Here is a 21,980-nt window from a genome sequence, read left to right as displayed (position 1 = left end):
CCGGCCGAACCGTCAATCAGCCCACGCCGACGTGGCCCGCCGCAGCCGATAGCTCTCGCCGTCGATCCGGACCAGGTCGGCGTGGTGGGCCAGGCGGTCCACCATCGCCAGTGCTGAGGGGCCGCCGAAGATCTCGTCCCAGCGGCCCAGTGGGCGGTCGGTGGTCACGAGGAGGGAGGAGCGTTCGTAGCGGTGGGCGATCAGCTGGAAGAAGAGGCCGGCGGTTCCCGCGTCGAAGGGGGTGTAGCCGACCTCGTCGACGATGAGCACCGGGTGGTCGTCGAGCGCGGTCAGTTCCTCGGCGAGGCGACCGGCGTCCCGGGCGGCGGCCAGTCGGGCCGCCCACTCCTCGGCGGTCGCGAACAGCACCGAGTGCCCCGCCTGGCAGGCCCGCACGCCGAGGCCGACGGCCAGATGCGTCTTGCCGGTGCCGGGCGGGCCGACGAAGACCACGTTGCGGCGGGCGGCGACGAAGTCCAGCTTCCCCAGCCGGGCCACGGTCTCGCGGTCGAAGGAGTGCGGGTACTCGGAGTCGAAGTCCTCCAGCAGCTTGCGGGCCGGGAACCCGGCGGCCCGCAGCCGCTGCTCGCCGCTGGGCGCGTCGTCCTCACGTGACCCGGCCTGGGCCGGTACGAAGACCCTCGGGGAGGGCACCTCCTCGAGGACGGGCTCCTTGTGGGTCTGATGAGAGGCCCGCTCGCTCTGCGCGGCCATCGGCCCCGACATGTACGCGAGGATCGCGGCCGACGCGATGAACGCCATGTGGATCACCGTGCCCCACAGCAGTGCGTGCCGCGAGGTGTGGTGGACGTCCACGAACATCTGGAGCAGATGGACGGAGGAGATGCCCACGATGGCGGTGGCGAGCTTGACCTTCAGCACGTTGGAGTTGACGTGCGAGAGCCATTCCGGCTGGTCACGGTGGCCCTGGAGGCCGATGCGGGAGACGAACGTCTCATAGCCGCCCACGATCACCATGATCAGCAGATTGGCGATCATCACGACGTCGACCAGCTTGAGCACGGCGAGCATGACGTACGTCTCGGTCGCCTGACCGCTCACGCACCGGAGGATTAAGGTCCACAGCTCGTTGAAGAACTTGTAGACGTACACCCCCTGCGCGGCGACGAGGCCGAAGTACAGCGGGGCCTGCAGCCAGCGGGTGGCGAACAGGGCGTACCCGAGGGGCGTCGTGGTGGTCGGGGACGGATCACGGCTGATGGGCTGCACGCTCGGCATTCTTCGCAGCCGCCGCCGTACAGGTGAAACCCCGCCACTCACAAGGATGAAAAGACATCCTGTACGACTCCGGTTTCGATCAGGAATCGATCAGGCACACTGGACGTTTGGTCGGGTGGTCGAGCGGAAGGACTCACGCACGTGAACGGACCACTGATCGTCCAGTCGGACAAGACCCTGCTCCTGGAAGTCGACCACGAGCAGGCCGACGCATGCCGCCGGGCGATCGCGGCGTTCGCGGAACTGGAGCGGGCGCCCGAGCACATCCACACCTACCGGGTGACGCCGCTCGGCCTGTGGAACGCGCGCGCCGCCGGGCACGACGCCGAGCAGGTCGTGGACGCGCTGGTGACGTACAGCCGCTACCCCGTGCCGCACGCGCTGCTGGTCGACATCGCCGACACGATGGACCGCTACGGCCGCCTGACCCTCTCCAAGCACCCCACGCACGGCCTCGTGCTCACCACCACCGACCGCCCGGTCCTGGAGGAGATCCTGCGCTCGAAGCGCGTCGCGCCGCTCGTCGGTGCCCGCATCGACCCGGACACGGTGGCCGTGCACCCCTCCGAGCGCGGCCAGATCAAGCAGACGCTGCTGAAGCTGGGCTGGCCGGCCGAGGACCTCGCCGGGTACGTCGACGGTGAGGCGCACCCGATCGAGCTGCGCGAGGAGGGGTGGGCGCTCAGGCCGTACCAGAAGCAGGCCGTGGAGAACTTCTGGCACGGCGGCAGCGGGGTCGTGGTGCTGCCGTGCGGCGCCGGCAAGACCCTCGTCGGCGCCGGCTCCATGGCGGAGGCGAAGTCGACCACCCTCATCCTCGTCACGAACACCGTCTCGGCCCGGCAGTGGAAGCACGAGCTGGTGAAGCGGACGTCGCTCACCGAGGAGGAGATCGGCGAGTACAGCGGGACGAAGAAGGAGATCCGGCCCGTCACCATCGCGACGTACCAGGTGCTGACGACGAAGCGGAAGGGTGTCTATCCGCATCTGGAGCTCTTCGACTCCCGCGACTGGGGGCTCATCCTCTACGACGAGGTGCACCTGCTGCCCGCGCCGGTCTTCAAGTTCACGGCCGACCTCCAGGCCCGGCGCCGGCTGGGGCTGACCGCGACCCTCGTCCGGGAGGACGGGCGCGAGTCCGACGTCTTCTCCCTGATCGGCCCCAAGCGGTTCGACGCCCCGTGGAAGGAGATCGAGGCGCAGGGCTACATCGCGCCCGCCGACTGCGTGGAGGTGCGCGTCAACCTCACCGACTCCGAGCGGCTCGCGTACGCCACCGCCGAGCAGGAGGAGAAGTACCGCTTCTGCGCGACGACCGCCACCAAGCGGAAGGTCACGGAGGCCCTCGTCCGGCGTTTCGCCGGGCAGCAGATCCTGGTCATCGGCCAGTACATCGACCAGCTCGACGAACTGGGCGAGCACCTGAACGCCCCCGTCATCAAGGGCGAGACCTCCAACGCCCAGCGCGAGAAGCTCTTCGACGCCTTCCGGGAGGGCGAGATCAGCGTCCTCGTCGTGTCCAAGGTCGCCAACTTCTCCATCGACCTGCCGGAGGCCACGGTCGCCATCCAGGTCTCGGGCACCTTCGGCTCACGCCAGGAGGAGGCACAGCGGCTGGGGCGGGTGCTGCGGCCCAAGGCGGACGGCCACCAGGCCCACTTCTACTCCGTCGTCGCCCGCGACACGATCGACCAGGACTTCGCCGCCCACCGCCAGCGCTTCCTGGCTGAGCAGGGGTACGCGTACCGGATCGTGGACGCGGACGAGATCCTTTCGTAAGGCGGCGGAGCCGGGCGTCACTTGCGGCGGACGCCCGCCTCCTCGCCGTACTCACCGAGGATGATCACGTCGAAGGCCGCGCCTGCGAACACCTTGACGGCACGCAGGGCTTCACCGAGGCGATGATGGTGGTTCCCCTGGAGCGCCGTCGCTCCGCGGGGACCCACGGGTGCTGGGTGGATGGTTGCTGCGCTCATGTCTCCATGATGCGTTCGCGGACATAAAGGGGGCATCGGCCTATGGGCCGAAGCCGCCTACTGCCCGCGTACGCCTCAGGACGGACCGCATACCCCCAGGGAGGAGGGCCGCATCCCCTAGGGGATGGATGCCAGGGGCCGGATACCGGGGCCGGACGCGGGGTGGACCCGTGGGTGGATATTCGTTGGCGTTCGCCGTCCCCGCTCACCTAAAATCTCCGCTCTTGCCTGCCTCCCCCGCGGAGTGCCGCCGCCCGGACGGAAACCGGCCGGTTCTCTCGACCACCTGCCTGTCACGCACCTGTAGGTCCCTCCGGAGGCACCCCCTTGTCCACGCCCGTCGACGACGCCCTCGACTCCCGCGACCCGCTCACCCGAGAGCGGTCCCACCTCGCCTCCTCCCGCTCCGCCCTGCGTGCCATGCGCGAGGACGTCGAGTCCCTCGACATCAGGGACGTCACCGCGAACTGGGTCAACGCCGAAGTCCTCGCCCGCCAGATCGACGAGCGCATCAAGGCGCTGGCCGACCTCAGCGACACCCCGCTGTTCTTCGGCCGGCTCGACTACCTGCACGCACCCGGCGCTGCGGAGGCGGAGGGCGCGGAGGGCGAGCGCTTCTACATCGGGCGTCGGCATGTGCACGATGCCGAGGGCGACCCGATGGTCATCGACTGGCGCGCACCCGTGTCCCAGCCCTTCTACCGGGCGTCCAAGAAGGACCCGCTGGACGTCGCGCTGCGCCGCCGCTTCGGTTACACGGGCGGCGACCTCACGGCGTACGAGGACGAGCACCTCTCGGACCCCGCCGAGGCCGCCCGCACCAGCAAGCTGCTCCAGCAGGAGATCGAGCGCCCGCGCGTCGGCCCGATGCGCGACATCGTGGCGACGATCCAGCCGGAGCAGGACGAGATCGTACGGTCCGGGCTCGGCGGAACCGTGTGTGTGCAGGGAGGGCCGGGCACCGGGAAGACGGCGGTGGGCCTGCACCGGGTCGCGTATCTCCTCTACGCCCATCGCGAGCGGCTCGCCCGCACCGGCACCCTCGTCATCGGGCCGAACAAGTCCTTCCTGCACTACATCGAGCAGGTCCTGCCCGCTCTGGGCGAGTTGACGGTCCGCCAGGCGACGGTGGACGACCTCGTCGCCCACGTCGAGGTGCGCGGCACGGACGACGCGGCGGCCGCCGTCATCAAGGGCGACGCGAGGCTGGCGGAGGTGCTGCGGCGGGCCGTCTACTCGCACGTGACCATGCCGACGGAGGCGGTCGTCGTCGTGCGCGGATCGCGCAGGTGGCGCGTCCCGGCGTACGAAGTCGAGGAGATCGTCGGCGAGCTGCTCGCCCGCGACATCCGCTACGGCGCCGCCCGCGAGGCTCTGCCGCAGCGCATCGCGCACGCCGTGCTCGTCCAGATGGAGCGGTCGGGCGAGGCGCCGGACGACCGGGTGCAGGACGCGGTGGCCCGCAACAGCGCGGTGAAGGCCGCCGTCAAGGAGATCTGGCCGCCGGTCGACCCGGCGAAGCTCGTCCTGCGCCTGCTGGCGGACGCGGACTTCCTCGCCGTACACGCCCGGGGCGTGCTGAGCGAGGACGAGCAGAAGACGATCCTGTGGGCGAAGCCGGCGCGCAGCGTGAAGTCGGCCAGGTGGTCGGCCGCGGACGCCGTGCTGATCGACGAGGCGAACGACATCGTCGCGCGGACGCCCTCCCTGGGCCATGTCGTCCTGGACGAGGCGCAGGACCTCTCCCCCATGCAGTACCGGGCGGTGGGCCGCCGCTGCACGACCGGTTCGGCGACGGTCCTCGGTGACCTGGCGCAGGGTACGACCCCCTGGGCGACGCGGAGCTGGGACGAGGCGCTGGCCCACCTCGGCAAGTCGGAGGGGGTCATCGAGGAGCTGACGGCCGGCTTCCGCGTCCCGACGGACGTCATCACGTACGCCTCCCGGCTGCTCCCTTCCATCGCGCCGGGGCTGACGCCGGTGGCGTCGATCCGTGACAACCCCGGGTTCTTCGAGGTCCGTCCGGCGTCCGAGACCGCGGACGTCGTCGCCGCCTGCGAGGAGTTGCTGCGCAACGAGGGATCGATCGGCCTGATCGCCGCGGACGCCCGGATTCCGGCCCTGTCGGAGGGCCTGGCGGCGGCGGGGATCGGCTGTCTGGCCCCGGGTGAGGAGACGACCCGGCAGAACCGTCTGACGCTGGTCCCGGCGTCGCTCGCCAAGGGCCTGGAGTACGACTACGTCGTCCTGGACGAGCCGCAGGCGGTGGTGGACGGCGAGCCGGACGAGCGGACGGGACTGCGGCGGCTGTACGTGGCCCTGACCCGGGCCGTGTCGGGGTTGATCGTGGTGCACGCGGCGCCGCTGCCGGCCCAGTTGGGAGGCTGAGGGGGGTGCGGGCCTCGTGAGGTTCGTCGCCGGGTGCGGGTGTGTGGGGGCTGGTCGGGCGGTTCCCCGCGCCAGCCCCTAGGGGGGCCTCGGCGGACGTAGCTGCGACCGCCGAGGACACAGCGGGCTTGCCGTACCACAGGGCTGCCCGAGAGCCGCTACGGCCCAGCCGCAGCCCCGCTCCAGCCCCTACAAGCCCCCGTCCAGCACCGCCCGCCACTGAGCCACAGCGGCGGCGGACACCGGCCCGTCCCACCCCTGCGGCCGCGCCGCCCCGCCGATGTGGAACGCGTCGATCCCGGCCGCCAGCAGCGTCGGCACATGGTCGAGGCGTAGCCCGCCGCCCACCAGGATCCGCTGCTCGTACCCCGGCTCGCCGCTCCTGGCCGCCTCCGCGAGCAGGGTGGGGAGCCCGTCGTCCACACCGGCGCCCGACCCTGCCGTGAGATATGTGTCCAGCCCCGGCATCCCGTCCAGCTGCTTGCGCAGCGCGTCCCGGTCGACGGCCCGGTCGACGGCGCGATGGAACGTCCACCGGCACCCGTCCAGCTCACCCACCACCCGCTCGACGGCCCCGAGGTCCAGCCCTCCGTCCGCGTCGAGGAAGCCGAGCACGAACTCCCCGGCCCCCGCGTCCCGCATCTCCCGGGCCGCCCGCACCACCCGCTCGACGTCCCCGACCGCGAACCCGTCCGCCAGCCTCAGCATCACGCGCAGGTCGATGTCGACGGCGGCACGGATCCCGGCGAAGGTCCCGACCGGCGGGGTGAGCCCGTCGGCCGCCATGTCGGTGACCAGTTCGAGCCGGTCCGCACCCCCGGCCTGGGCGGCGACCGCGTCCTCGACACCCAGGGCGATCACCTCCAGGACTGCACGCTTGCTCATGGGACCCCATTCCTCGGCATTCGACGGCGCTACGGATCCAGCTCAGGTCTGGCTACAGGTCTAGTCCAATCCAGGGTACGCCTGCCCCGCCGAAGATCCGTTCAACCCATGAGTCCGCCACCTCTCCCGCCGGTCACCCGAAGATGTTCAGCTCCCCCGCCTCCGCCCCCGCCAACTCGTACGACGCCCCCTGCGCCGGCCGCCCCGCGTACAGCCGTACGAGCGTGGCGGCGTCCCCGATGTACCGCGCCGGTGGCCGCGGAGCCGCCGGGTCGCCCAGCCGCAGGGGCTCGTCGACGTCGTCCAGGTCGGCGTGCAGGGGCGTGTGCCGCCGCTCCCGGGTGAGCCACGCGAGCAGCGCGAGCGCGTCGGGCAGGCCGGCCCCCGCGTACGCACCCGGCTCCCCGAGCACCTCCCGTACGTCCCCCGCGTGCACCCACTCACCCAGCGCGATGCCGTCCAGCGCCCCGCCCGCCTTGGCGATCACCGGCCCCGCCTCGGTCATCCCGCGCTCCAGTTCGTCGACGACCTGCGCGGAGGTCCAGTCGGCACGCTCGGCGATGTCCCGGTCGTTGGACTCGGGCGAGAAGACGCCCTTCTCGAAACGGTTCTCCACCACCCGCATCAAGGCGGACGAACAGTGCGCCAGCACATCCCGCACCGACCACCCCGGACACCCGGCCGTCGGCAGCGCGAAGTCCGCCTCCGGCCTCCCCCGCAACAGCGGAACCAGCGCATCCCGCTCGACGGCCAGCAGCCGCCCCGGCAGCTCGGGATCCCGTACGTCGTGCACGTCAGCAGAAGTCATGACGTCCACGCTAGGACGCCGGGCGCGTACCGGTAAGAAGGTCACCGCACTCCAGAGCCCTTCGCCCCTGCCTCTCCCGGGAGCCGCGAGCCCGCCCGGCAGGCCCTCACATGCGCCCCCCGGGCCTCTGGGCCAGCCCTCGACCCGAGGAAACCGGCCCCACCCGACACACCCGTTCACGCCCGGCGACCACCACCCTTGACACGCCACACCCGACCGAACCGTCCACGCCCGGCAACCACCACCGCCACCCCCCAGACACCACCGGCGCGCCGACCGGCGTCGCCGACGGGCCGTGGGCCAGTCGGCGGAAGCGGCCGGGAGACCCGCGCCGGGCACTCCGGCCCAGGGCGTTGCGCCCCCCGATCAACCCCGCCCGAACCCGCCCGCCCCCTCCGCACCCCGGACAATGGCGCCATGACCGATCTCGGCACCCCTGACACCCCCGCCCCCCTCGACGCCCTGCGCGCCCGCTTCGCCCGGGCACTCGACGCCGCCCGCTTCCCCGCCACCACTCCGGACCCGGTCCCGTACGCCGACAACCTCCTCGATCGCTGGCAGGAACCGCAGCGCCGCTACCACACGCTCACCCACCTCACCGCGGTCCTGGATCGGGTCGACGAGCTGGCCGGGCACGCCGGCGACCCGGACGTCGTGCGGCTCGCCGCCTGGTTCCACGACGCGGTCTACCTCCCCGACCGCTCGGAGAACGAGGAGCGCTCGGCGCGGCTCGCCGAACGCGCCCTCCCCGAGGCCGGCGTGTCCGCGGAACGGACCGCCGAGGTGGCCCGTCTGGTCCGGCTCACCACCACCCACGCCCCGGCCGCCGACGACCGCGACGGCCAGGTCCTCTGCGACGCCGACCTCGCGATCCTCGCCGCGCCGCCCAGCGCTTACGCCGCCTACACGGCCGCCGTCCGCGAGGAGTACCACTTCGTCCCGAACGACGCCTTCCGTGCGGGACGGGCCGCGATCCTGCGCCAACTCCTCGCCCTGCCCAGCCTGTTCAGCACGCCGTACGGGCAGCAGAAGTGGGCGGCCACCGCCCGCTACAACCTCTCGTCCGAGCTGGAAATGCTGTCGCTCTGAGCGGGCCCCCGCCGTAGCCTGCACGGCATGCGAGAGATACACGGGGAACGCGTACAACAGGCCGTCGCGAGCTGCGTGGCACTGCTGCGAACGGCGGCGGACCGGGACTGGACGGCTGTCAGGGCCGGGCGGCTGGAGTGGAACTGCCACGCCACCGCGTTCCATATCGCCGAAGACCTCATCGCCTACGCCGCCAACCTGGCGGGGCGTGCGCGGGACGACTACATCCCGTTCGAGATCACCCTGGACGACGGCACCGACAACGAGGGCCTGCTCCAGGTCATCGAGACGACCGGCGCCCTCCTCACCGCCACCCTCCGCACCACGCCTCCCGAGGTGCGCGCCTTCCACCCGTACCCCTTCCGCAGCGCGAACCGCGAGGGCTTCGCCGCGATGGGGATCGCCGAGGTACTGCTGCACACGCACGACATCGCCGAGGGGCTCGGTGTCGCGTACGAACCTCCCGCCGAACTCCCCGAGTTCGTCCTCACCCGGATCTTCCCGCACGTCCAGCCCGGCCCCGACCACTGGCGCACCCTGCTCTGGGCCACCGGCCGCGGCGACCTGCCCGGCCGGGCGCCGGTCACCGAGTGGCGCTGGCGCAACAACCTCGTCATCCCCACCGACCGCCTCACGCTCCAGGGCGTCACCCCCGCGGCCGCCGCCGATCTCGGCGCGGGCGGCGACGGCGGGTTCAACTGGATCGTGGGCGGCCCCTACGAGGGGACGAGGGAGGCGGCCGGAATGGTGCTGAAGGCCCGCGAGGCGGGGGTGCACCGCCCCGAGTTCGGTCTGTTCGTCCTCGTGCGCGAGGAGGACGGCCTCGCGGTCGGCGGCATGGGCTTCCACGGCGTCCCCGACGAGGAGGGCCGGGCGGAGGTCGGCTACGACCTCGTGGAGGGCGCACGCGGCCGCGGCTACGCGAGCGAGGCGCTGAGCGCGCTGTCGGAGTGGGCGGTGGCCAGGGACGACGTACAACTGCTCTGCGCCACCGTCGAGGCAGACAACCTCCCGTCGCAGGGCGTGGCCACGCGCGCCGGGTATGTGCGGGCGGTACACGAGGAACAGGACATGGACGCAACGCTCCAGCTCTACATCCGCAAGGGGCGGCGGCAGGCGGCCTAGCCTGGGGGCATGTCGTTCACGGACGAGGAGATCGCCTACCTCACCACGAACCCGCTCGCCCGACTCGCCAGCCTCTGCGCGGACGAGCAGCCCGACGTGGTCCCGGTGGCCCTGGAGTTCGACGGGACGCGCTTCTGGGTCGGCGGCCCCCGCGCGGAGGTCCTCGGCACGCGCAAGTTCCGCAATGTCGCCCACGGCCGCGCCAAGGTCGCCTTCGTCGTGGACGACATGGTCTCCGTCGAGCCGTTCGTCGCCCGCGGCATCCGCGTGTACGGCGTCGCGGACGGCCCCGTGGAGCGGGTCGGCATGGTGGGCCCCGGGCACTATCTGCGCATCACGCCGACGCTCTCGTGGAGCTGGAACCTGTCGGACCCTCCCCGGCCGGCCGGGGACACCTGGTACCCCACCCGCCGGACCGAGCACGCCCAGGAGTGAGAGACCGGGCGTGACCCACGCCACATCCACCCGTGTCACATCCCGCCGGGCCGTTCCGTCATAGCTGTGTAACCAACGACAACGGCCAAGGAGTTCGCCATGGGTGCCCGCCTGAACGTCTTCCAGATCCCGACCGCCGGCAAGGTCATCAAGCACATCACCTCGGCCAGCAAGGTGGTGCACGACTCGTCGCTCCCCGTCATGACCCAGCACCTGGTGACGCTCCGCGCCAGCCAGATCAACGGCTGCGGCTTCTGCACCGACATGCACGGCAAGGACGCCGTCGCCGCCGGCGAGGACTGGCTGCGCCTCAACCTGGTCGCCGCGTGGCGGGAGGCCACCTGCTTCACCGAGGCCGAGCGTGCCGCCCTGGAACTCGCCGAGGAGGGCACCCGGATCGCGGACGCGGCCGGCGGCGTCCCGGACGAGGTCTGGGCGAACGCCGCCAAGCACTACGACGAGGAACAGCTCGCCGCCCTGGTGTTCCTGATCGGCCTCATCAACGCCTTCAACCGGATGAACGTCATGATCCAGCAGCCCGCCGGCGACTACCAGCCCGGGCAGTTCGCGTAGCCGGGGGCCGCTTCACCCGGAGCCGCAGGGCGTCGGCCGGGTAGACCTCGGTGGTCCAGGCCGAGGGGGCGCGCGAGGGGGTGTTTCGAAAGCCCCGCGCGGTGCCCGCGTCCGCCGCGGCAGCGGCTGGTGTCACAGCCGGTGCGTGCCCTCGGCGCGCCGGACGAAGGCCCTCGTACTGGACGTACTTGGGCCTTTGGCCGGTGCGGCGAGGGTGCGTGCCGGGCGCCGTGGGTGCTGTGCGGGACTCTCGAAACACCCCTAGCCGTTCTGCCGCCCCTTCGGCCTCCGCAGCCCCGCCCCGTGCAGCAACCGCACCACCTCACGGCTGCTGACCTCCACCGCCCCGGCCCGTACCGCGTCGGCGTACCGGTGGGACGGGATGTCGTAGTGGTCCCGCTCGAAGGCCCGTCGCGGCACGCCCAACCCGCCCGCGAACGTGTGCAGTTCCTCGTACGACACGTCGCTCACGAGGTGCGACCACAGCCGCCCGTGCCCCGGCCAGGTCGGGGGGTCGATATAGATGGCCACGACTCAGGCGTTCCCTGACGGGGGCGGCGTCCCGCCCGGGCCGGCGGATCCCAGCGCTCCCACCGCCGCGACCTTCACACCCGCCTGGTGGCACACCCAGTACGGGTCGGGCCCCAGCTCCGGCTCGATCTCCAGCGCATGCGGATCGCCGGAGCCGCACACCGGGCACAACGGCCAGCGCCCGTACCGGTCCAGCAGGGCGTCCTGCACGTCCTGGGCGACCAGCCCGGCCACGAACTCCACGCCGTCCGGCCACTGCTCCACCCACCAGCGCCGCTGTACGACCGACTCCTCGACCAGCGAGACGACGTCCGCCTCGGCGGCCTCGCCCGCGACCAGGTCGGCGAGCACGAGGGCGCGGGCGGTGTGCAGCGCCTGCTCCAGCGGACTGATGGGTTCCATGGACCTATTGTGCGCACTCTTGACCACGCCTCGGTATTGAAAATACCTTTCAGTGGTGACCCGTGAAGTGAAGGAAACTTTCGGACGCGGGAGCGCCGCTCCGGCGCCCGCCGCCCTCGCCGCCAAGGTGCGCACGCTCGCCCCGTCGATGACCCGCTCCATGCAGCGCGTCGCCGAGGCGGTCGCGAACGACCCGGCGGGCTGCGCGGCCCTCACCGTCACCGGCCTCGCCGAACTCACCGGGACCAGCGAGGCCACCGTCGTGCGCACCGCCCGCCTCCTCGGCTACCCCGGCTACCGCGACCTGCGCCTCGCCCTCGCCGGTCTCGCCGCCCAGCAGCAGTCGGGCCGCGCCCCCGCCATCACGACCGACATCGCGGTGGACGACCCCATCGCGGACGTCGTGGCCAAGCTCGCCCACGACGAGCAGCAGACCCTCGCCGACACGGCCGCCGGCCTCGACACGGCCCAGCTGGGAGCGGCCGTGTCGGCTGCCGCCGCGGCCCGCCGTATCGACGTGTACGGCGTCGGCGCGAGCGGACTGGTCGCACAGGACCTGACGCAGAAGCTGCTGCGCATAGGGCTCATAGCCCACGCGCACAGCGATCCGCATCTCGCCGTGACGAACGCGGTGCAGTTGCGGGCGGGCGACGTCGCCATCGCCATCACGCACTCCGGGTCCACCGGTGACGTCATCGAGCCGTTGCGGGTCGCGTTCGAGCGCGGGGCCACGACGGTCGCGATCACCGGGCGGCCGGACGGGGCCGTCACCCAGTACGCCGATCACATCCTTACGACGTCCACGGCTCGGGAGAGTGAGCTGCGGCCCGCGGCCATGTCGTCGCGGACCAGTCAGCTCCTGGTGGTGGACTGTCTGTTCGTGGGGGTCGCTCAGCGGACCTATGAGACCGCCGCGCCGGCGCTGTCCGCCTCGTACGAGGCGCTGGCACATCGGCATCGTAGATAGACCATGCCCTGGAGGGCGTACAGCACAGGGCGTTCAGCACACCGAAGTCGAAGAGAGCCGTCTGCTCATGACCTCTACATCCAACCCCCGTGACCTCCGCGCCGAGTTGGAGACCCTCACCACCGAGGCCTTCCGGCCCGAGCTCGCCGAGATCGATCAGCTCCCCACCCTCGACATCGCCCGGCTGATGAACGGCGAGGACGCGGCCGTGCCCACCGCCGTCGCGCGGCGGCTCCCTGAGATCGCCGCCGCCATCGACGCCGTCGCCGACCGGATGGCGCGGGGCGGGCGGCTCCTCTACGCCGGGGCCGGTACGGCCGGCCGGCTGGGCGTGCTCGACGCGTCCGAGTGCCCGCCCACCTTCAACACCGACCCCGCCCAGGTCGTCGGGCTGATCGCGGGCGGCCCGGAGGCGATGGTCACCTCGGTCGAGGGCGCCGAGGATTCCAGGGAGCTGGCCCGCGCCGACCTCGACGCCCTCGCGGTCGGCGCCGCCGACACGGTGGTCGGCATCTCCGCTTCCGGGCGGACGCCGTACGCGATCGGGGCGGTCGAACACGCCCGTGCGCGGGGCGCGTTGACGATCGGCCTGGCCTGCAACCCGGACAGCGCCCTCGCCGCGGCCGCCGACCACGGCATCGAGATCGTCGTGGGGCCGGAGCTGCTGACCGGCTCGACCCGGCTGAAGGCCGGCACCGCGCAGAAGCTGGTCCTCAACATGCTCTCGACGATCACGATGATCCGGCTGGGCAAGACCTACGGAAACCTGATGGTCGACGTCCGCGCCTCCAACGACAAGCTGCGGGCCCGCTCCCGCCGTATCGTCGCCCTGGCCACGGGCGCCGACGACGCCGACATCGAGCGCGCTCTGACCGAGGCGGGCGGCGAGGTGAAGACGGCGATCCTGATCCTGCTGGCCGATGTGGACGGGCCCACGGCCACCCGTCTCCTGGAGGAGTCGGGCGGCCACCTGCGGGCCGCGCTGGCGTCGGCCACCTGACTCCGCCCTGCCCGGCCAACTCCCCTGTTAGCGTGGCCGCATGACGGCACCGACGACCTTCCGCATCGGCGGCGATCTGGAAGTACGGCGGCTCGGATTCGGGGCCATGCGGCTGCGGCCCGGCGACGACGAGGAGGCGCACGCCGCCCATATCGCGGTCGCCCGGCGGGCCGTCGAACTCGGCGTGACCCTGATCGACACGGCCCACCTGTACGGCTGGGGAGCGAACGAGGACCTCCTCGCCGAGGCCCTGCACCCGTACCCGGACGACCTCGTGATCGCCACGAAGGTCGGTATCCGCCACACCGCCACGGGAGAGGGCTGGCGGCACGCGGGCGAGCCGGCCGATCTCCGCGTCCAGGTCGACGAGGCCCTGCGCCGCCTCCGCCTCGACCGGATCGAGCTGCTCCAGCTCCACCGCCTCGACCCGGCCGTCCCGATCCCCGACCAGCTCGGCGCCCTCCGCGACCTGCGCGACGAGGGCAAGGTGGGCCGGATCGGCCTGTCCGAGGTCACGACGGCCCAGCTGGCCGAGGCCCAGGCCGTCGTGGACATCGCGAGCGTCCAGAACCGGTACAACCTCCTCGACCGCGACTACGAGCCCGTACTCAAGGCCTGCGAGGCGGCGGGCATCGCGTTCCTGCCGTGGCGGCCGGCCGCGGCAGGACAGTCGGGCGCGATGGCCGAGATCGCCGCGGTGGCGAAGGAGGCCGACGCGACCCCGACGCAGGTCGTCCTGGCCTGGCTGCTCGCCCACTCCCCGGTGATCGTCCCGATCCCGGGGACGACGAGCATCGCGCACCTGGAGGAGAACGTCGGGGCGGGCGCCGTGCACCTGACCCAGGAGCAGTACGAGCGCCTGGACCGCGTCGCCGCCACAGAAACCCCGTAGCTCGCACAACCCTGCCCCGGTCACGTTGGTCTTGCGTGCGTGAACTCTGCGCCGCGATCGGGTGCAGGGGAGTTGAACACGGGAGATGCACCAAATGTCAGCCACCGCCATTCGCCGTACCATCCTGACCGCTTCCGCGGTCTCCCTCGCGCTTCTCGTCACCGCCTGCGGTGGCAGCGAGCAGAGTGCTGAGGACAAGGAGGCGGCGAAGGGCGGCACCAAGTCCGACAAGCCCGCGGCGAAGACGCTCACCGCCGCCGAGCTGGAGAAGCTCGTGGTCGCCGAGGGCGACGTCAAGGGCCACGCGGTGAAGAAGCCGGGGAAGGCGGACGCCTTCGCGCCCGGTTCCGTGTCCGTCGAGAAGGCCGAGTGCGATGCCGTCGGGCAGGTGCTGTCGGCCCTGCCGGCGGGCAAGCCCGCGGCGACCGTCCAGCGCCTCGTGGTCCAGGAGTCCGAGGCGTCCAAGAAGGGCATGCCCTCGATGGAGGAACTCGCCGAGATGACGGAGAAGGAGGCCGAGGAGGCCACCCTCGCCTCGCTCGACATCACCAAGACGATGGCCTCCCTCTGGTCCTACGACTCCGACGGCGCCGAGCAGGCCCTCGCCACGCTGCGGGAGGCCGGCACGAAGTGCGCCGGGGGCTTCGCCATGACGATCGACGGTGAGAAGCAGCAGGTCACCAAGGTCAGCGAGGAGAAGGTCACGGCCGGCGAGGACGCCGTCGCCTGGACGGTGGGGACGAAGCAGGACGGCAGCGCCGGCGAGACCAAGGTCCTCGTCTTCCGCCAGGGCGCCACACTCGCGGGCTTCTCGTCCTTCAACATCGCCGCGGTCACCCGGGGCGATGCGTTCGAGCAGCCGACCGCCGTGATCGACGCCCAGGCGGCCAAGCTCGGCTGACACGCGACGGGCGGGAGGGCCTCGACCGGCCCTCCGCCCCCGCGACTCACCACGCCCTCAACAGGGCAACCGCCCTTCCTGGTTGACGCTCCTCACCTGCGCCAGCAGCACCGCCCCGCGCGGCGCGGGCCCCACCACGTCCAGCGGACAGTCCCACTCCCGCCCACCCCCGACGGGCCGCAACTGCACCCTGCCGCCCACGTGTCCCCTGACCTCGCCGATACGCCCGTCCCGCGCATCCACGGCATGACTGCCCACGGGAGGCCGCTCCCCGCGCACCACGGAGGCCAGCTTCTCGGCGACCCGGACATTGCAGCGCCCCAGGTCGACGAGCGGGAACGGCTCGTCACTGGCGCCGGTCACCGGATCCACGCACAGGGACGGCAGGATGACGCCGACGCCCAGGAGGGCCTCCCGCAAAGACGCCACCACTTCTTCGGTCGACGGCACGTTTGCCTCACCTCTCCACACAGAGTTTGCGATTCGCAACACAGCGTGGCGGGCACCGCTCTAGCCTGGCCATACGGGAGACACCAACATCTCCGATGTTCGACCGGGAGCTGCCATGCCGGGACCCAAGGACCTCGACCCGTCGTCATCGCCGCGCGCGCTGCTGGGGGCGGAATTACGTCACGCGCGGGAGAGGAAGGGTCTCAGCCAGGAGGGGCTGGGCCTGAAGCTGTTCGTCAGCGGCACGTTCGTGGGACAACTGGAGGCGGGGACACGGCGGTTGCGGCCGGATATGGCGCCGTTGGTGGATGAGGTGCTGGGGACGGACGGGTTCTTCGAGCGGAACTGCGAGGCGGCCACCAAGTCCCGGTATCCGGAGCATTTCGCGGAGGCGGCGGAGGCGGAGGCGACAGCTACGGCGATCAGGCAGTACGCCCCGCTACTCGTCCCGGGGCTGTTGCAGACTCCGGCGTACGCACACGCCGTAAACCGTGCGTACGACCCAACGGCACCCGAGGAGACCATCGACGAGTGGGTGGCGGGCCGGATGGAACGGACACGTCTACTCGACAACCCAACAACGCCGTTGTTGTGGATGGTGCTTGACGAGGCGGTGCTGCGCCGCGAAACGGGTGGGCGGGCGGTGATGGCGGAGTCCCTGCGCCATGTCGCCGACTTGGCCCGGCAGGGCCGCGTCATCGTGCAGGTACTGCCCTTCAGCGCGGGAGCGCACAAGTCGATGGAGGGTTCGCTGCGTCTGATGGACTTCGAGGACGCCCCTCCGCTGGTCTACTTCGAAGGGCCTAGCACTGGGCGACTGGAGGACGACCCGGCCACCGTCGCCCAGCTCAGGTTCACCTTCGAACTCCTCACGGCCTCCGCGCTTTCGCCTCAGAAGTCCCTGGCGTTGATCGAGCAGGTGGCGCAGGATTACGCCCATGAGGAACATCCCTGAGTACGACCTGAGCACGGCTGTCTGGCAGAAGTCGAGCTACAGCGGTGGGGGCGGCAACGAATGCCTGGAAGTCGCCCGCTGGCGCAAGTCGACGTACAGCGGTGGAGGTGGCGGCGACTGCCTCGAAGTAGCCGACGGCCACCCCACCGTCGTCCCCGTCCGCGACTCCAAGAACCCCCACGGCCCGAAGCTCGTGTTCCGAGCATCGGCATGGTCGGCCTTCGTCGAAGCGGTCAGGATCTGACCTAGTGGCCCCCTAGCGTGGTCGTCATGACGGAGACCACGCACAACACCGCCACCACCACCGCCCCTGCCACCGGCGAGCGCTCCGACCTCCTGGAAGCACTCGCCAAGCAGCGTCACTTCCTGCGCTTCACGACCCGCGACCTCACCGACGAGCAGGCCGGGCAGCGGACCACGGTCAGCGAGCTGTGTCTCGGCGGCCTGATCAAGCACGTCACGTCGGTCGAGCGGCACTGGGTCGAGTTCATCCAGCACGGCCCGTCCGCGATGCCCGACTTCACCGCCATGACCGAGAAGGACTGGGCCGCGCGGGCCGACGAGTTCCGGATGCTGCCCGGCGACACACTGGCCGGCGTACTGGCGGAGTACGAGGAAGTGGCCGCCCGGACCGACAAGTTGGTCACCGACCTGCCCGACCTGAACGTCACCCACCCGCTCCCCAAGGCCCCGTGGAACGAGCCCGGGGCTCGGATGTCGGCCCGCAGGGTGCTGATGCACGTCGTCGCCGAGACCGCCCAGCACTGCGGCCACGCCGACATCATCCGCGAGGCCCTGGATGGCTCGAAGAGCATGGGCTGACGCCCCGAAAAACCCGGCCCCGAAGCTCAAGCGGCCAGTCCCGAGCCCTCTTTTCAAGGAATGGTTGGAGGGCCTGAACCCACCCTCCCACCCCGCGAGTTGACTTGGAGCATTCGGCTTGCCACGCAGAGTCACGATCGTCTAGCGTGCCCGAATAACGAACAGCCCCCGCCAGGTGCTACCAACACCTGCGGGGGCTTGACCAACGAGATCGCTAGGACTCGATCCCATGGCTGCCTCCCAGCTTAGTGCTGCCTCCCTACCCGCGCACGCGTCCCCGCACCCGATGGCCAACCCGGGTTACGGCAAACGCAGCGCCCCCGACCAACACCGCCGCACGGCCCACGACTTCGCCGCCCTCCCATCCCGTGAAGCCGCCATCGCCGCGTACATCGACCGCCTCCCCGACGGCGCCGACATCTCCGTAAAGACGCTGGCCAAACAGCTCCCGTACGGACAGTGCGCTCTCCGCACGGCCCTCAACAACCTCCAGCGGGCAGGCCACTTGCGCCGGGGCCGCGAGCGGATCACCGGCGAGGGCAGCTCGCGATGGATCACCCGATCGTGGTTCACCCGCACCGCGCGCGACGACGACTGGTGGGCGACGTTCACCCGGGGCGACGTACCGCAGGAGCCCCCGGACCACCCCCGCCCGACCCGCTCCCGCGCGCACATCCTGCTCGCCGCCCTGGGCCGCGAGGCCCCCGCTCTCTCCCTCTCCGAGGCCGACTGCGCGGCGCTCGCCCCGCTGGTCACCGACTGGTACGCCCGGGGCGCCACCGACACGGATGTAGTCCGCGCCCTGACGACCGGACTCCCCACGCCGGTCCACCACCCGGCGGCCCTCCTCCGCCGCCGCCTGACCGACAAGCTCCCACCGGAACCCGCACCGGCCCCAGGTCCTACCCGCCGCATCCTGGAATGCGCCGAATGCGGCGTGCCCGGCCGCCCGGAAGCCCTGCCGGGCGGCATCTGCGGCGCATGCCGGGGCGCACGCGCCCCCGACCGCGACCACGCACCCCTGCACGCCTCCGCAATCCGCGCCTACACGGCGGAGATCCGTGCCGGAATGTCCGTACGACGACACGAGAGGACACCCGCATGACAGCGCCCACGGTCCGACGGCACCACCACGGGGCACGATGGGAGGAAGGAGGCGAAGCCATGACCCCAGATACCGCCGAACGCCCGCAGATGTCCGTCGAGGACTTCGAGGAACTCGTCCGCAGGGCTCCGAGGGAACTGCAGAACAGGCTGGAGTTCCTCGGCGGAAGGCTGTGCATCCGGCACGGCCCGCTCGACGTCGACGAATTCGAGGAGTTGGCCGAAGCGGCTCCCGAAACCGTGCGGCTTGAGTACATCAACGGAAAAGTAGAGGTCAAGGCAGTGCCCGACGGCAACCACGGCGAGATCTTCATGTGGCTGCTCCGCCAGTGCATGCTGCAGCGTCCCGAGCTGAATCTCATGCCCGAGCGGGGCGTCAAAGCCGAGGCATATCGCAAGGGCCGCGCCATCACAGACGGCTTCCTGGCGCCCGAGGGTCACTTCAAGGGGCACGGCAACTGGTCCGCAGCCGACGGCGCCCTCATGGCCGTAGAGATCACCTCCCGCGACCGCGACACCAACCAACGCGACCGCATCGACAAGCCCGTCGGCTACGCAGGGGCCGAGATTCCCGTCTACCTCCTCATCGACCGCGACATCGACACCGTCACGGTGTACAGCGAGCCGAAGGACGGGCGGTACCTCCAGGCATCGTCCTACCCGTGGGGGTCCATCGTCGAGCTGCCCGCCCCCGTCGGCATCACCTTGAACACCGAGAAGCTCAAGGACTACGCGGACTGACGCCCTTCGGACGGCATGGAGCTGCGGCCCGGTTGGAAGCAGAGCATCCCCATGTGCATGCTGAAGGCTGCCCGCAGCACCAGCCCCCGGCCCCCGCGAGCTCCCGGAGCCACCCCATGAACCACGCCCAGCTCACCGCCCTCGGCCGCGCCCTCCGCCTCCTCGGCGAGCACGGCGAGGCCCTCACCGCCGACACCCCGGACGCCAGGCTGCACGAGGTCAAGGCGGATCTCCGTCGCGCCCTGGACCTCGTCGACGAGAGCGTCACCGGCGCCGCCCCCAGCACCCGCTGCCCCGAGCACCCGAACGGCCCGGTCGACGAGAACGCCCACGACCTGTGCCTGCTCTGCGAAACCCGCCGCCGGGCCGCCCGCCGGGCCGAGTACAACGGCGGTCCCGTCCCCCCGCCCACCGCCGGGACCGGCCCCTCCCGCTACGGCGTCCGGGGCGACCGCCCCCAGCCCCAGCAGCGCTGGCTGCCGGAGCTGTGGAACGGGCAGGAGTGGCAGCTCTGCGGCACCCCGCGCCGCGACCACCGCGAGGCCGAGCTCTACCTCGCCGCCGCACGCCGCGGCCCGCGCCCCGCGATGGCGTACCGGTTGGTGCACGAGTTCACCGACTACGAGGTGCTGCGCGTCTGGGGCACACCGGTGAAGGTCGACATCGAGCCGTTGGGCAACCTGTAGCCAGACGGCCTCCGGCTACGACTTCGCCCCCGCGGGCTCCGCCGCGCCCTTGGGCTCCATCGGCTTCCCCGCAGCGGCAGCGCCCCCCTGCCGGGGGATGAACGACGCCACCACGAACGCCAGCAGCGCCGCCCCCGCGCCCACCGCCAGGACCACCTTGAAGGCGTTCTCGGACGGGACCGCGGACCCTCCGAGGTTCAGCGTCATCTGGGCGAGGATCACACCCGCGACCGCGCTCGCACTGGACGTGCCGAGAGAGCGCATCAACGTGTTGAGGCTGTTCGCGGCGGCCGTCTCCGACGCCGGTACGGCGCTCATGATGAGGGCGGGCATCGAACCGTAGCCGAAGCCGACACCGGCGCCGATGACGCAGGCCACCAGGACGAAGTGCCAGACCTCGGACATCAGGACGATGTTGAGGCTGTAACCGGCGGCGATGATCAGCACACCCACCATCAGCGTGACCTTCGGCCCCTTGGCCCGGGAGATCGCGGCCGACACCGGGGCCGTGGCCATCATCACGAGCCCCGACGGCGCCATGCACAGACCCGCGATCAGCATCGACTTGCCGAGGCCGTAGCCCGTCTGCGTGGGAAGCTGGAGGACCTGCGGGTTGACCAGGCTCATCGCGAACATCGCGAAACCGACGGCGATCGAGGCCAGGTTGGTGACCAGCACCTGACGGCGGGCCGTGGTCCGCAGATCGACCAGCGGCTGGTCGGTACGCAGCTCCCACCAACCCCACGCCAGCAGGATCACCCCGGCCGCCGCGAACAGACCGAGCGTCGTACCACTGGTCCAGCCCCAGTCGGCACCCTTGGAGATGGCCAGCAGCAGACACACCAGCCCGGTCGCCAGGCCCGCGCCGCCGACCAGGTCGAAGCGCCCGCCGGTGCGCACCCTGGACTCGGGCACGAACAGCACCACGCACACGAACGCCGCGACACCCATGCCGGCCGACGTCCAGAACAGGACGTGCCAGTCGAAGGAGTCAGCGATCAGCGCGGCGGCGGGCAGGCCGAGCGCGCCGCCGATGCCGAGGGAGGCGCTCATCAGGGCGGTGGCGGAGCCGAGGCGTTCGGCGGGCAGCTCGTCGCGCATGATGCTGATGCCGAGCGGGATCACACCGGAGGCCAGGCCCTGGAGCACCCGTCCGACGATCATCGGGACCAGTGCGTCGCTCAGGGCGCAGACCACGGAGCCGCTCACCAGCAGCACGATGCTGACCAGCAGCATCCGCCGCTTGCCGTACATGTCGCCGAGCCGCCCCATCACCGGCGTGGCGACGGCGGCGGCGAGCAGCGTGGCCGTGACCGCCCAGGCCGTGTCCGACGCGGGCGCGTCGAGCAGTCGGGGCAGCTCCGGGACGATCGGGATGACCAGGGTCTGCATCAGCGAGACGACGATGCCGGCGAAGGCCAGCACCGCCACCACGGCGTTCGGCCTCGGCGGGGCGCCACCCCCGGCCTCGGCGGGAGGAGCAGGGGCTTGGGACATGGCGGGGCCTCCGTCGGCGTACGAGCACAAAGGGGTGCGTAATTGACCGAGGCAACCTTAAGTCAGCTGATTGACTTACTCAACCGGCGCCGATCAGCCCTCCCGCCGCACGAACGACCGGACCCGCTCCTCGTCCAGCTCGTACACCGTCTCGTGTGCCCGGGGATCCCGCGCGTGGAGGGTGTGGAACATCGGCCCCGCCGCCCCGCCCAGCTCCACCAGCGAGGCCGACGCCCCGCGCACCACGCGCTCCGTGCCGGGCGCGGCCGTCAGGTCGATGCGGTTGACCACGCCCGGGGTGACCCACACCGGGACGGACTCCAGCAGCCCGAAGAGCTGGAGGTGGTAGTGCCCGCTCAGCACGGCCCGTACGTCACTCCCCCGGATCGCCGCCGCCAGCTCCTCGGGGTCGCGCAGCCCGAAGTGCGGCTGGGTCGCCGAGAGGGCGAGGCTGATCGGCGGATGGTGGAGGGCGAGGACGGTGCCCCGCCCGGCGGGCTCGCTCAACACCCCG

Annotated in this window: 25 protein-coding genes; 16 read left to right on the top strand and 9 right to left on the bottom strand. The window is 71.4% G+C overall.

Annotation, left to right across the window (positions count from 1 at the left end):
- Positions 1 to 12: 12 nt before the first annotated feature.
- Positions 13 to 1,239 (bottom strand): IS21-like element helper ATPase IstB, encoded by a 1,227-nt coding sequence (istB, locus tag ACFU95_RS31785; protein ID WP_383834523.1) that lies wholly within the window; start codon positions 1,237 to 1,239, stop codon positions 13 to 15.
- Positions 1,240 to 1,380: 141 nt separating this feature from the next.
- Between istB and ACFU95_RS31780 the strand changes: the two genes are divergently transcribed.
- Complete coding sequence (locus ACFU95_RS31780) at positions 1,381 to 3,018, top strand: DNA repair helicase XPB (RefSeq protein WP_383834520.1); 1,638 nt, start codon at positions 1,381 to 1,383, stop codon at positions 3,016 to 3,018.
- 17 nt (positions 3,019 to 3,035) lie between these two features.
- On the opposite strand, the gene ACFU95_RS31775 is transcribed toward ACFU95_RS31780, so the two are convergent.
- Positions 3,036 to 3,215 (bottom strand): hypothetical protein, encoded by a 180-nt coding sequence (locus tag ACFU95_RS31775; protein ID WP_383834517.1) that lies wholly within the window; start codon positions 3,213 to 3,215, stop codon positions 3,036 to 3,038.
- A gap of 327 nt (positions 3,216 to 3,542) precedes the next feature.
- Here ACFU95_RS31775 and ACFU95_RS31770 point away from each other — a divergent pair, with 327 nt between their 5' ends.
- Positions 3,543 to 5,603 (top strand): HelD family protein, encoded by a 2,061-nt coding sequence (locus ACFU95_RS31770; protein WP_383834514.1) that lies wholly within the window; start codon positions 3,543 to 3,545, stop codon positions 5,601 to 5,603.
- Positions 5,604 to 5,792: 189 nt separating this feature from the next.
- Here ACFU95_RS31770 and ACFU95_RS31765 read toward each other — a convergent pair whose 3' ends face one another.
- Together ACFU95_RS31765 and ACFU95_RS31760 are read right to left on the bottom strand one after the other, a co-directional pair.
- Positions 5,793 to 6,488: a copper homeostasis protein CutC gene (locus ACFU95_RS31765; RefSeq protein ID WP_383834511.1), complete on the bottom strand. Its 696-nt coding sequence runs from the start codon at positions 6,486 to 6,488 to the stop codon at positions 5,793 to 5,795.
- Between the two features lie 133 nt (positions 6,489 to 6,621).
- Positions 6,622 to 7,296, bottom strand: coding sequence for a maleylpyruvate isomerase family mycothiol-dependent enzyme (locus ACFU95_RS31760; RefSeq protein ID WP_383834508.1), 675 nt, complete (start codon positions 7,294 to 7,296; stop codon positions 6,622 to 6,624).
- A gap of 417 nt (positions 7,297 to 7,713) precedes the next feature.
- Here ACFU95_RS31760 and ACFU95_RS31755 point away from each other — a divergent pair, with 417 nt between their 5' ends.
- The 4 genes from ACFU95_RS31755 to ACFU95_RS31740 all read left to right on the top strand — a co-directional run bounded on the left by ACFU95_RS31755 (position 7,714) and on the right by ACFU95_RS31740 (position 10,518).
- On the top strand, positions 7,714 to 8,385 hold the full coding sequence (locus ACFU95_RS31755) for a hypothetical protein (protein ID WP_383834505.1): 672 nt from the start codon (positions 7,714 to 7,716) through the stop codon (positions 8,383 to 8,385).
- A gap of 27 nt (positions 8,386 to 8,412) precedes the next feature.
- Positions 8,413 to 9,510 (top strand): GNAT family N-acetyltransferase, encoded by a 1,098-nt coding sequence (locus ACFU95_RS31750; RefSeq protein ID WP_383834503.1) that lies wholly within the window; start codon positions 8,413 to 8,415, stop codon positions 9,508 to 9,510.
- A 9-nt stretch (positions 9,511 to 9,519) separates the two neighbouring features.
- Positions 9,520 to 9,945, top strand: coding sequence for a PPOX class F420-dependent oxidoreductase (locus ACFU95_RS31745; RefSeq protein WP_383834500.1), 426 nt, complete (start codon positions 9,520 to 9,522; stop codon positions 9,943 to 9,945).
- A 99-nt stretch (positions 9,946 to 10,044) separates the two neighbouring features.
- Complete coding sequence (locus ACFU95_RS31740; protein ID WP_383834497.1) at positions 10,045 to 10,518, top strand: carboxymuconolactone decarboxylase family protein; 474 nt, start codon at positions 10,045 to 10,047, stop codon at positions 10,516 to 10,518.
- A 261-nt stretch (positions 10,519 to 10,779) separates the two neighbouring features.
- On the opposite strand, the gene ACFU95_RS31735 is transcribed toward ACFU95_RS31740, so the two are convergent.
- Both ACFU95_RS31735 and ACFU95_RS31730 read right to left on the bottom strand, forming a co-directional pair.
- The gene (locus ACFU95_RS31735) at positions 10,780 to 11,049 is read right to left on the bottom strand and encodes a DUF4031 domain-containing protein (RefSeq protein WP_383834494.1); all 270 of its coding nucleotides are present in this window, start codon (positions 11,047 to 11,049) and stop codon (positions 10,780 to 10,782) included.
- 3 nt (positions 11,050 to 11,052) lie between these two features.
- The gene (locus ACFU95_RS31730) at positions 11,053 to 11,451 is read right to left on the bottom strand and encodes a hypothetical protein (RefSeq protein ID WP_383834491.1); all 399 of its coding nucleotides are present in this window, start codon (positions 11,449 to 11,451) and stop codon (positions 11,053 to 11,055) included.
- 55 nt (positions 11,452 to 11,506) lie between these two features.
- On the opposite strand from ACFU95_RS31730, the gene ACFU95_RS31725 reads away from it, so the two are divergent.
- The 4 genes from ACFU95_RS31725 (at position 11,507) to ACFU95_RS31710 (ending at position 15,211) form a co-directional block, all read left to right on the top strand.
- On the top strand, positions 11,507 to 12,418 hold the full coding sequence (locus ACFU95_RS31725; protein WP_383834488.1) for a MurR/RpiR family transcriptional regulator: 912 nt from the start codon (positions 11,507 to 11,509) through the stop codon (positions 12,416 to 12,418).
- A gap of 67 nt (positions 12,419 to 12,485) precedes the next feature.
- Positions 12,486 to 13,418 carry an N-acetylmuramic acid 6-phosphate etherase gene (murQ, locus tag ACFU95_RS31720; protein WP_383834486.1) on the top strand — a complete coding sequence of 311 codons (933 nt, stop codon included), beginning with the start codon at positions 12,486 to 12,488 and terminating at the stop codon, positions 13,416 to 13,418.
- Positions 13,419 to 13,458: 40 nt separating this feature from the next.
- Positions 13,459 to 14,310, top strand: a complete 852-nt coding sequence (locus ACFU95_RS31715) for an aldo/keto reductase (RefSeq protein WP_383834483.1) — start codon at positions 13,459 to 13,461, stop codon at positions 14,308 to 14,310.
- 94 nt (positions 14,311 to 14,404) lie between these two features.
- Positions 14,405 to 15,211, top strand: a complete 807-nt coding sequence (locus tag ACFU95_RS31710) for a hypothetical protein (protein WP_383834481.1) — start codon at positions 14,405 to 14,407, stop codon at positions 15,209 to 15,211.
- Between the two features lie 57 nt (positions 15,212 to 15,268).
- On the opposite strand, the gene ACFU95_RS31705 is transcribed toward ACFU95_RS31710, so the two are convergent.
- Positions 15,269 to 15,661, bottom strand: coding sequence for a hypothetical protein (locus tag ACFU95_RS31705; protein WP_383834478.1), 393 nt, complete (start codon positions 15,659 to 15,661; stop codon positions 15,269 to 15,271).
- Positions 15,662 to 15,776: 115 nt separating this feature from the next.
- On the opposite strand from ACFU95_RS31705, the gene ACFU95_RS31700 reads away from it, so the two are divergent.
- The 6 genes from ACFU95_RS31700 to ACFU95_RS31675 all read left to right on the top strand — a co-directional run bounded on the left by ACFU95_RS31700 (position 15,777) and on the right by ACFU95_RS31675 (position 19,969).
- Positions 15,777 to 16,616, top strand: coding sequence for a Scr1 family TA system antitoxin-like transcriptional regulator (locus ACFU95_RS31700; RefSeq protein ID WP_383834475.1), 840 nt, complete (start codon positions 15,777 to 15,779; stop codon positions 16,614 to 16,616).
- On the top strand, positions 16,600 to 16,860 hold the full coding sequence (locus ACFU95_RS31695) for a DUF397 domain-containing protein (protein ID WP_383834472.1): 261 nt from the start codon (positions 16,600 to 16,602) through the stop codon (positions 16,858 to 16,860). Before ACFU95_RS31700 ends, ACFU95_RS31695 begins: the two co-directional genes overlap by 17 nt.
- Positions 16,861 to 16,886: 26 nt before the next feature.
- The gene (locus tag ACFU95_RS31690; RefSeq protein ID WP_383834469.1) at positions 16,887 to 17,438 is read left to right on the top strand and encodes a DinB family protein; all 552 of its coding nucleotides are present in this window, start codon (positions 16,887 to 16,889) and stop codon (positions 17,436 to 17,438) included.
- Positions 17,439 to 17,667: 229 nt separating this feature from the next.
- Positions 17,668 to 18,543 (top strand): hypothetical protein, encoded by an 876-nt coding sequence (locus tag ACFU95_RS31685; protein ID WP_383834466.1) that lies wholly within the window; start codon positions 17,668 to 17,670, stop codon positions 18,541 to 18,543.
- A 59-nt stretch (positions 18,544 to 18,602) separates the two neighbouring features.
- Positions 18,603 to 19,283 (top strand): Uma2 family endonuclease, encoded by a 681-nt coding sequence (locus ACFU95_RS31680; RefSeq protein ID WP_383834463.1) that lies wholly within the window; start codon positions 18,603 to 18,605, stop codon positions 19,281 to 19,283.
- A 116-nt stretch (positions 19,284 to 19,399) separates the two neighbouring features.
- Complete coding sequence (locus ACFU95_RS31675; RefSeq protein ID WP_383834461.1) at positions 19,400 to 19,969, top strand: hypothetical protein; 570 nt, start codon at positions 19,400 to 19,402, stop codon at positions 19,967 to 19,969.
- Between the two features lie 15 nt (positions 19,970 to 19,984).
- Here the strand turns inward: ACFU95_RS31675 and ACFU95_RS31670 are convergent, their stop codons facing one another.
- Both ACFU95_RS31670 and ACFU95_RS31665 read right to left on the bottom strand, forming a co-directional pair.
- Complete coding sequence (locus ACFU95_RS31670; protein WP_383834458.1) at positions 19,985 to 21,466, bottom strand: MFS transporter; 1,482 nt, start codon at positions 21,464 to 21,466, stop codon at positions 19,985 to 19,987.
- A gap of 93 nt (positions 21,467 to 21,559) precedes the next feature.
- Positions 21,560 to 21,973 carry a hypothetical protein gene (locus ACFU95_RS31665; RefSeq protein WP_383834455.1) on the bottom strand — a complete coding sequence of 138 codons (414 nt, stop codon included), beginning with the start codon at positions 21,971 to 21,973 and terminating at the stop codon, positions 21,560 to 21,562.
- Positions 21,974 to 21,980: the final 7 nt, after the last annotated feature.

The organism is Streptomyces sp. NPDC057623 (genome assembly GCF_042800355.1).
Taxonomy (GTDB): domain Bacteria; phylum Actinomycetota; class Actinomycetes; order Streptomycetales; family Streptomycetaceae; genus Streptomyces.
The sequence above is the reverse complement of the archived record's forward strand: the minus strand, read 5'-3'. Positions and strand labels throughout refer to the sequence as shown.

Bases quoted from the DNA above. Each gene is read 5' to 3' on its own strand.
- istB (WP_383834523.1), bottom strand. From the start codon at position 1,239: ATGCCGAGCGTGCAGCCCATCAGCCGTGATCCGTCCCCGACCACCACG.
- ACFU95_RS31775 (WP_383834517.1), bottom strand. From the start codon at position 3,215: ATGAGCGCAGCAACCATCCACCCAGCACCCGTGGGTCCCCGCGGAGCG.
- ACFU95_RS31765 (WP_383834511.1), bottom strand. From the start codon at position 6,488: ATGAGCAAGCGTGCAGTCCTGGAGGTGATCGCCCTGGGTGTCGAGGAC.
- ACFU95_RS31760 (WP_383834508.1), bottom strand. From the start codon at position 7,296: ATGACTTCTGCTGACGTGCACGACGTACGGGATCCCGAGCTGCCGGGG.
- ACFU95_RS31755 (WP_383834505.1), top strand. From the start codon at position 7,714: ATGACCGATCTCGGCACCCCTGACACCCCCGCCCCCCTCGACGCCCTG.
- ACFU95_RS31750 (WP_383834503.1), top strand. From the start codon at position 8,413: ATGCGAGAGATACACGGGGAACGCGTACAACAGGCCGTCGCGAGCTGC.
- ACFU95_RS31745 (WP_383834500.1), top strand. From the start codon at position 9,520: ATGTCGTTCACGGACGAGGAGATCGCCTACCTCACCACGAACCCGCTC.
- ACFU95_RS31740 (WP_383834497.1), top strand. From the start codon at position 10,045: ATGGGTGCCCGCCTGAACGTCTTCCAGATCCCGACCGCCGGCAAGGTC.
- ACFU95_RS31730 (WP_383834491.1), bottom strand. From the start codon at position 11,451: ATGGAACCCATCAGTCCGCTGGAGCAGGCGCTGCACACCGCCCGCGCC.
- murQ (WP_383834486.1), top strand. From the start codon at position 12,486: ATGACCTCTACATCCAACCCCCGTGACCTCCGCGCCGAGTTGGAGACC.
- ACFU95_RS31715 (WP_383834483.1), top strand. From the start codon at position 13,459: ATGACGGCACCGACGACCTTCCGCATCGGCGGCGATCTGGAAGTACGG.
- ACFU95_RS31710 (WP_383834481.1), top strand. From the start codon at position 14,405: ATGTCAGCCACCGCCATTCGCCGTACCATCCTGACCGCTTCCGCGGTC.
- ACFU95_RS31700 (WP_383834475.1), top strand. From the start codon at position 15,777: ATGCCGGGACCCAAGGACCTCGACCCGTCGTCATCGCCGCGCGCGCTG.
- ACFU95_RS31695 (WP_383834472.1), top strand. From the start codon at position 16,600: ATGAGGAACATCCCTGAGTACGACCTGAGCACGGCTGTCTGGCAGAAG.
- ACFU95_RS31690 (WP_383834469.1), top strand. From the start codon at position 16,887: ATGACGGAGACCACGCACAACACCGCCACCACCACCGCCCCTGCCACC.
- ACFU95_RS31685 (WP_383834466.1), top strand. From the start codon at position 17,668: ATGGCTGCCTCCCAGCTTAGTGCTGCCTCCCTACCCGCGCACGCGTCC.
- ACFU95_RS31680 (WP_383834463.1), top strand. From the start codon at position 18,603: ATGACCCCAGATACCGCCGAACGCCCGCAGATGTCCGTCGAGGACTTC.
- ACFU95_RS31675 (WP_383834461.1), top strand. From the start codon at position 19,400: ATGAACCACGCCCAGCTCACCGCCCTCGGCCGCGCCCTCCGCCTCCTC.
- ACFU95_RS31670 (WP_383834458.1), bottom strand. From the start codon at position 21,466: ATGTCCCAAGCCCCTGCTCCTCCCGCCGAGGCCGGGGGTGGCGCCCCG.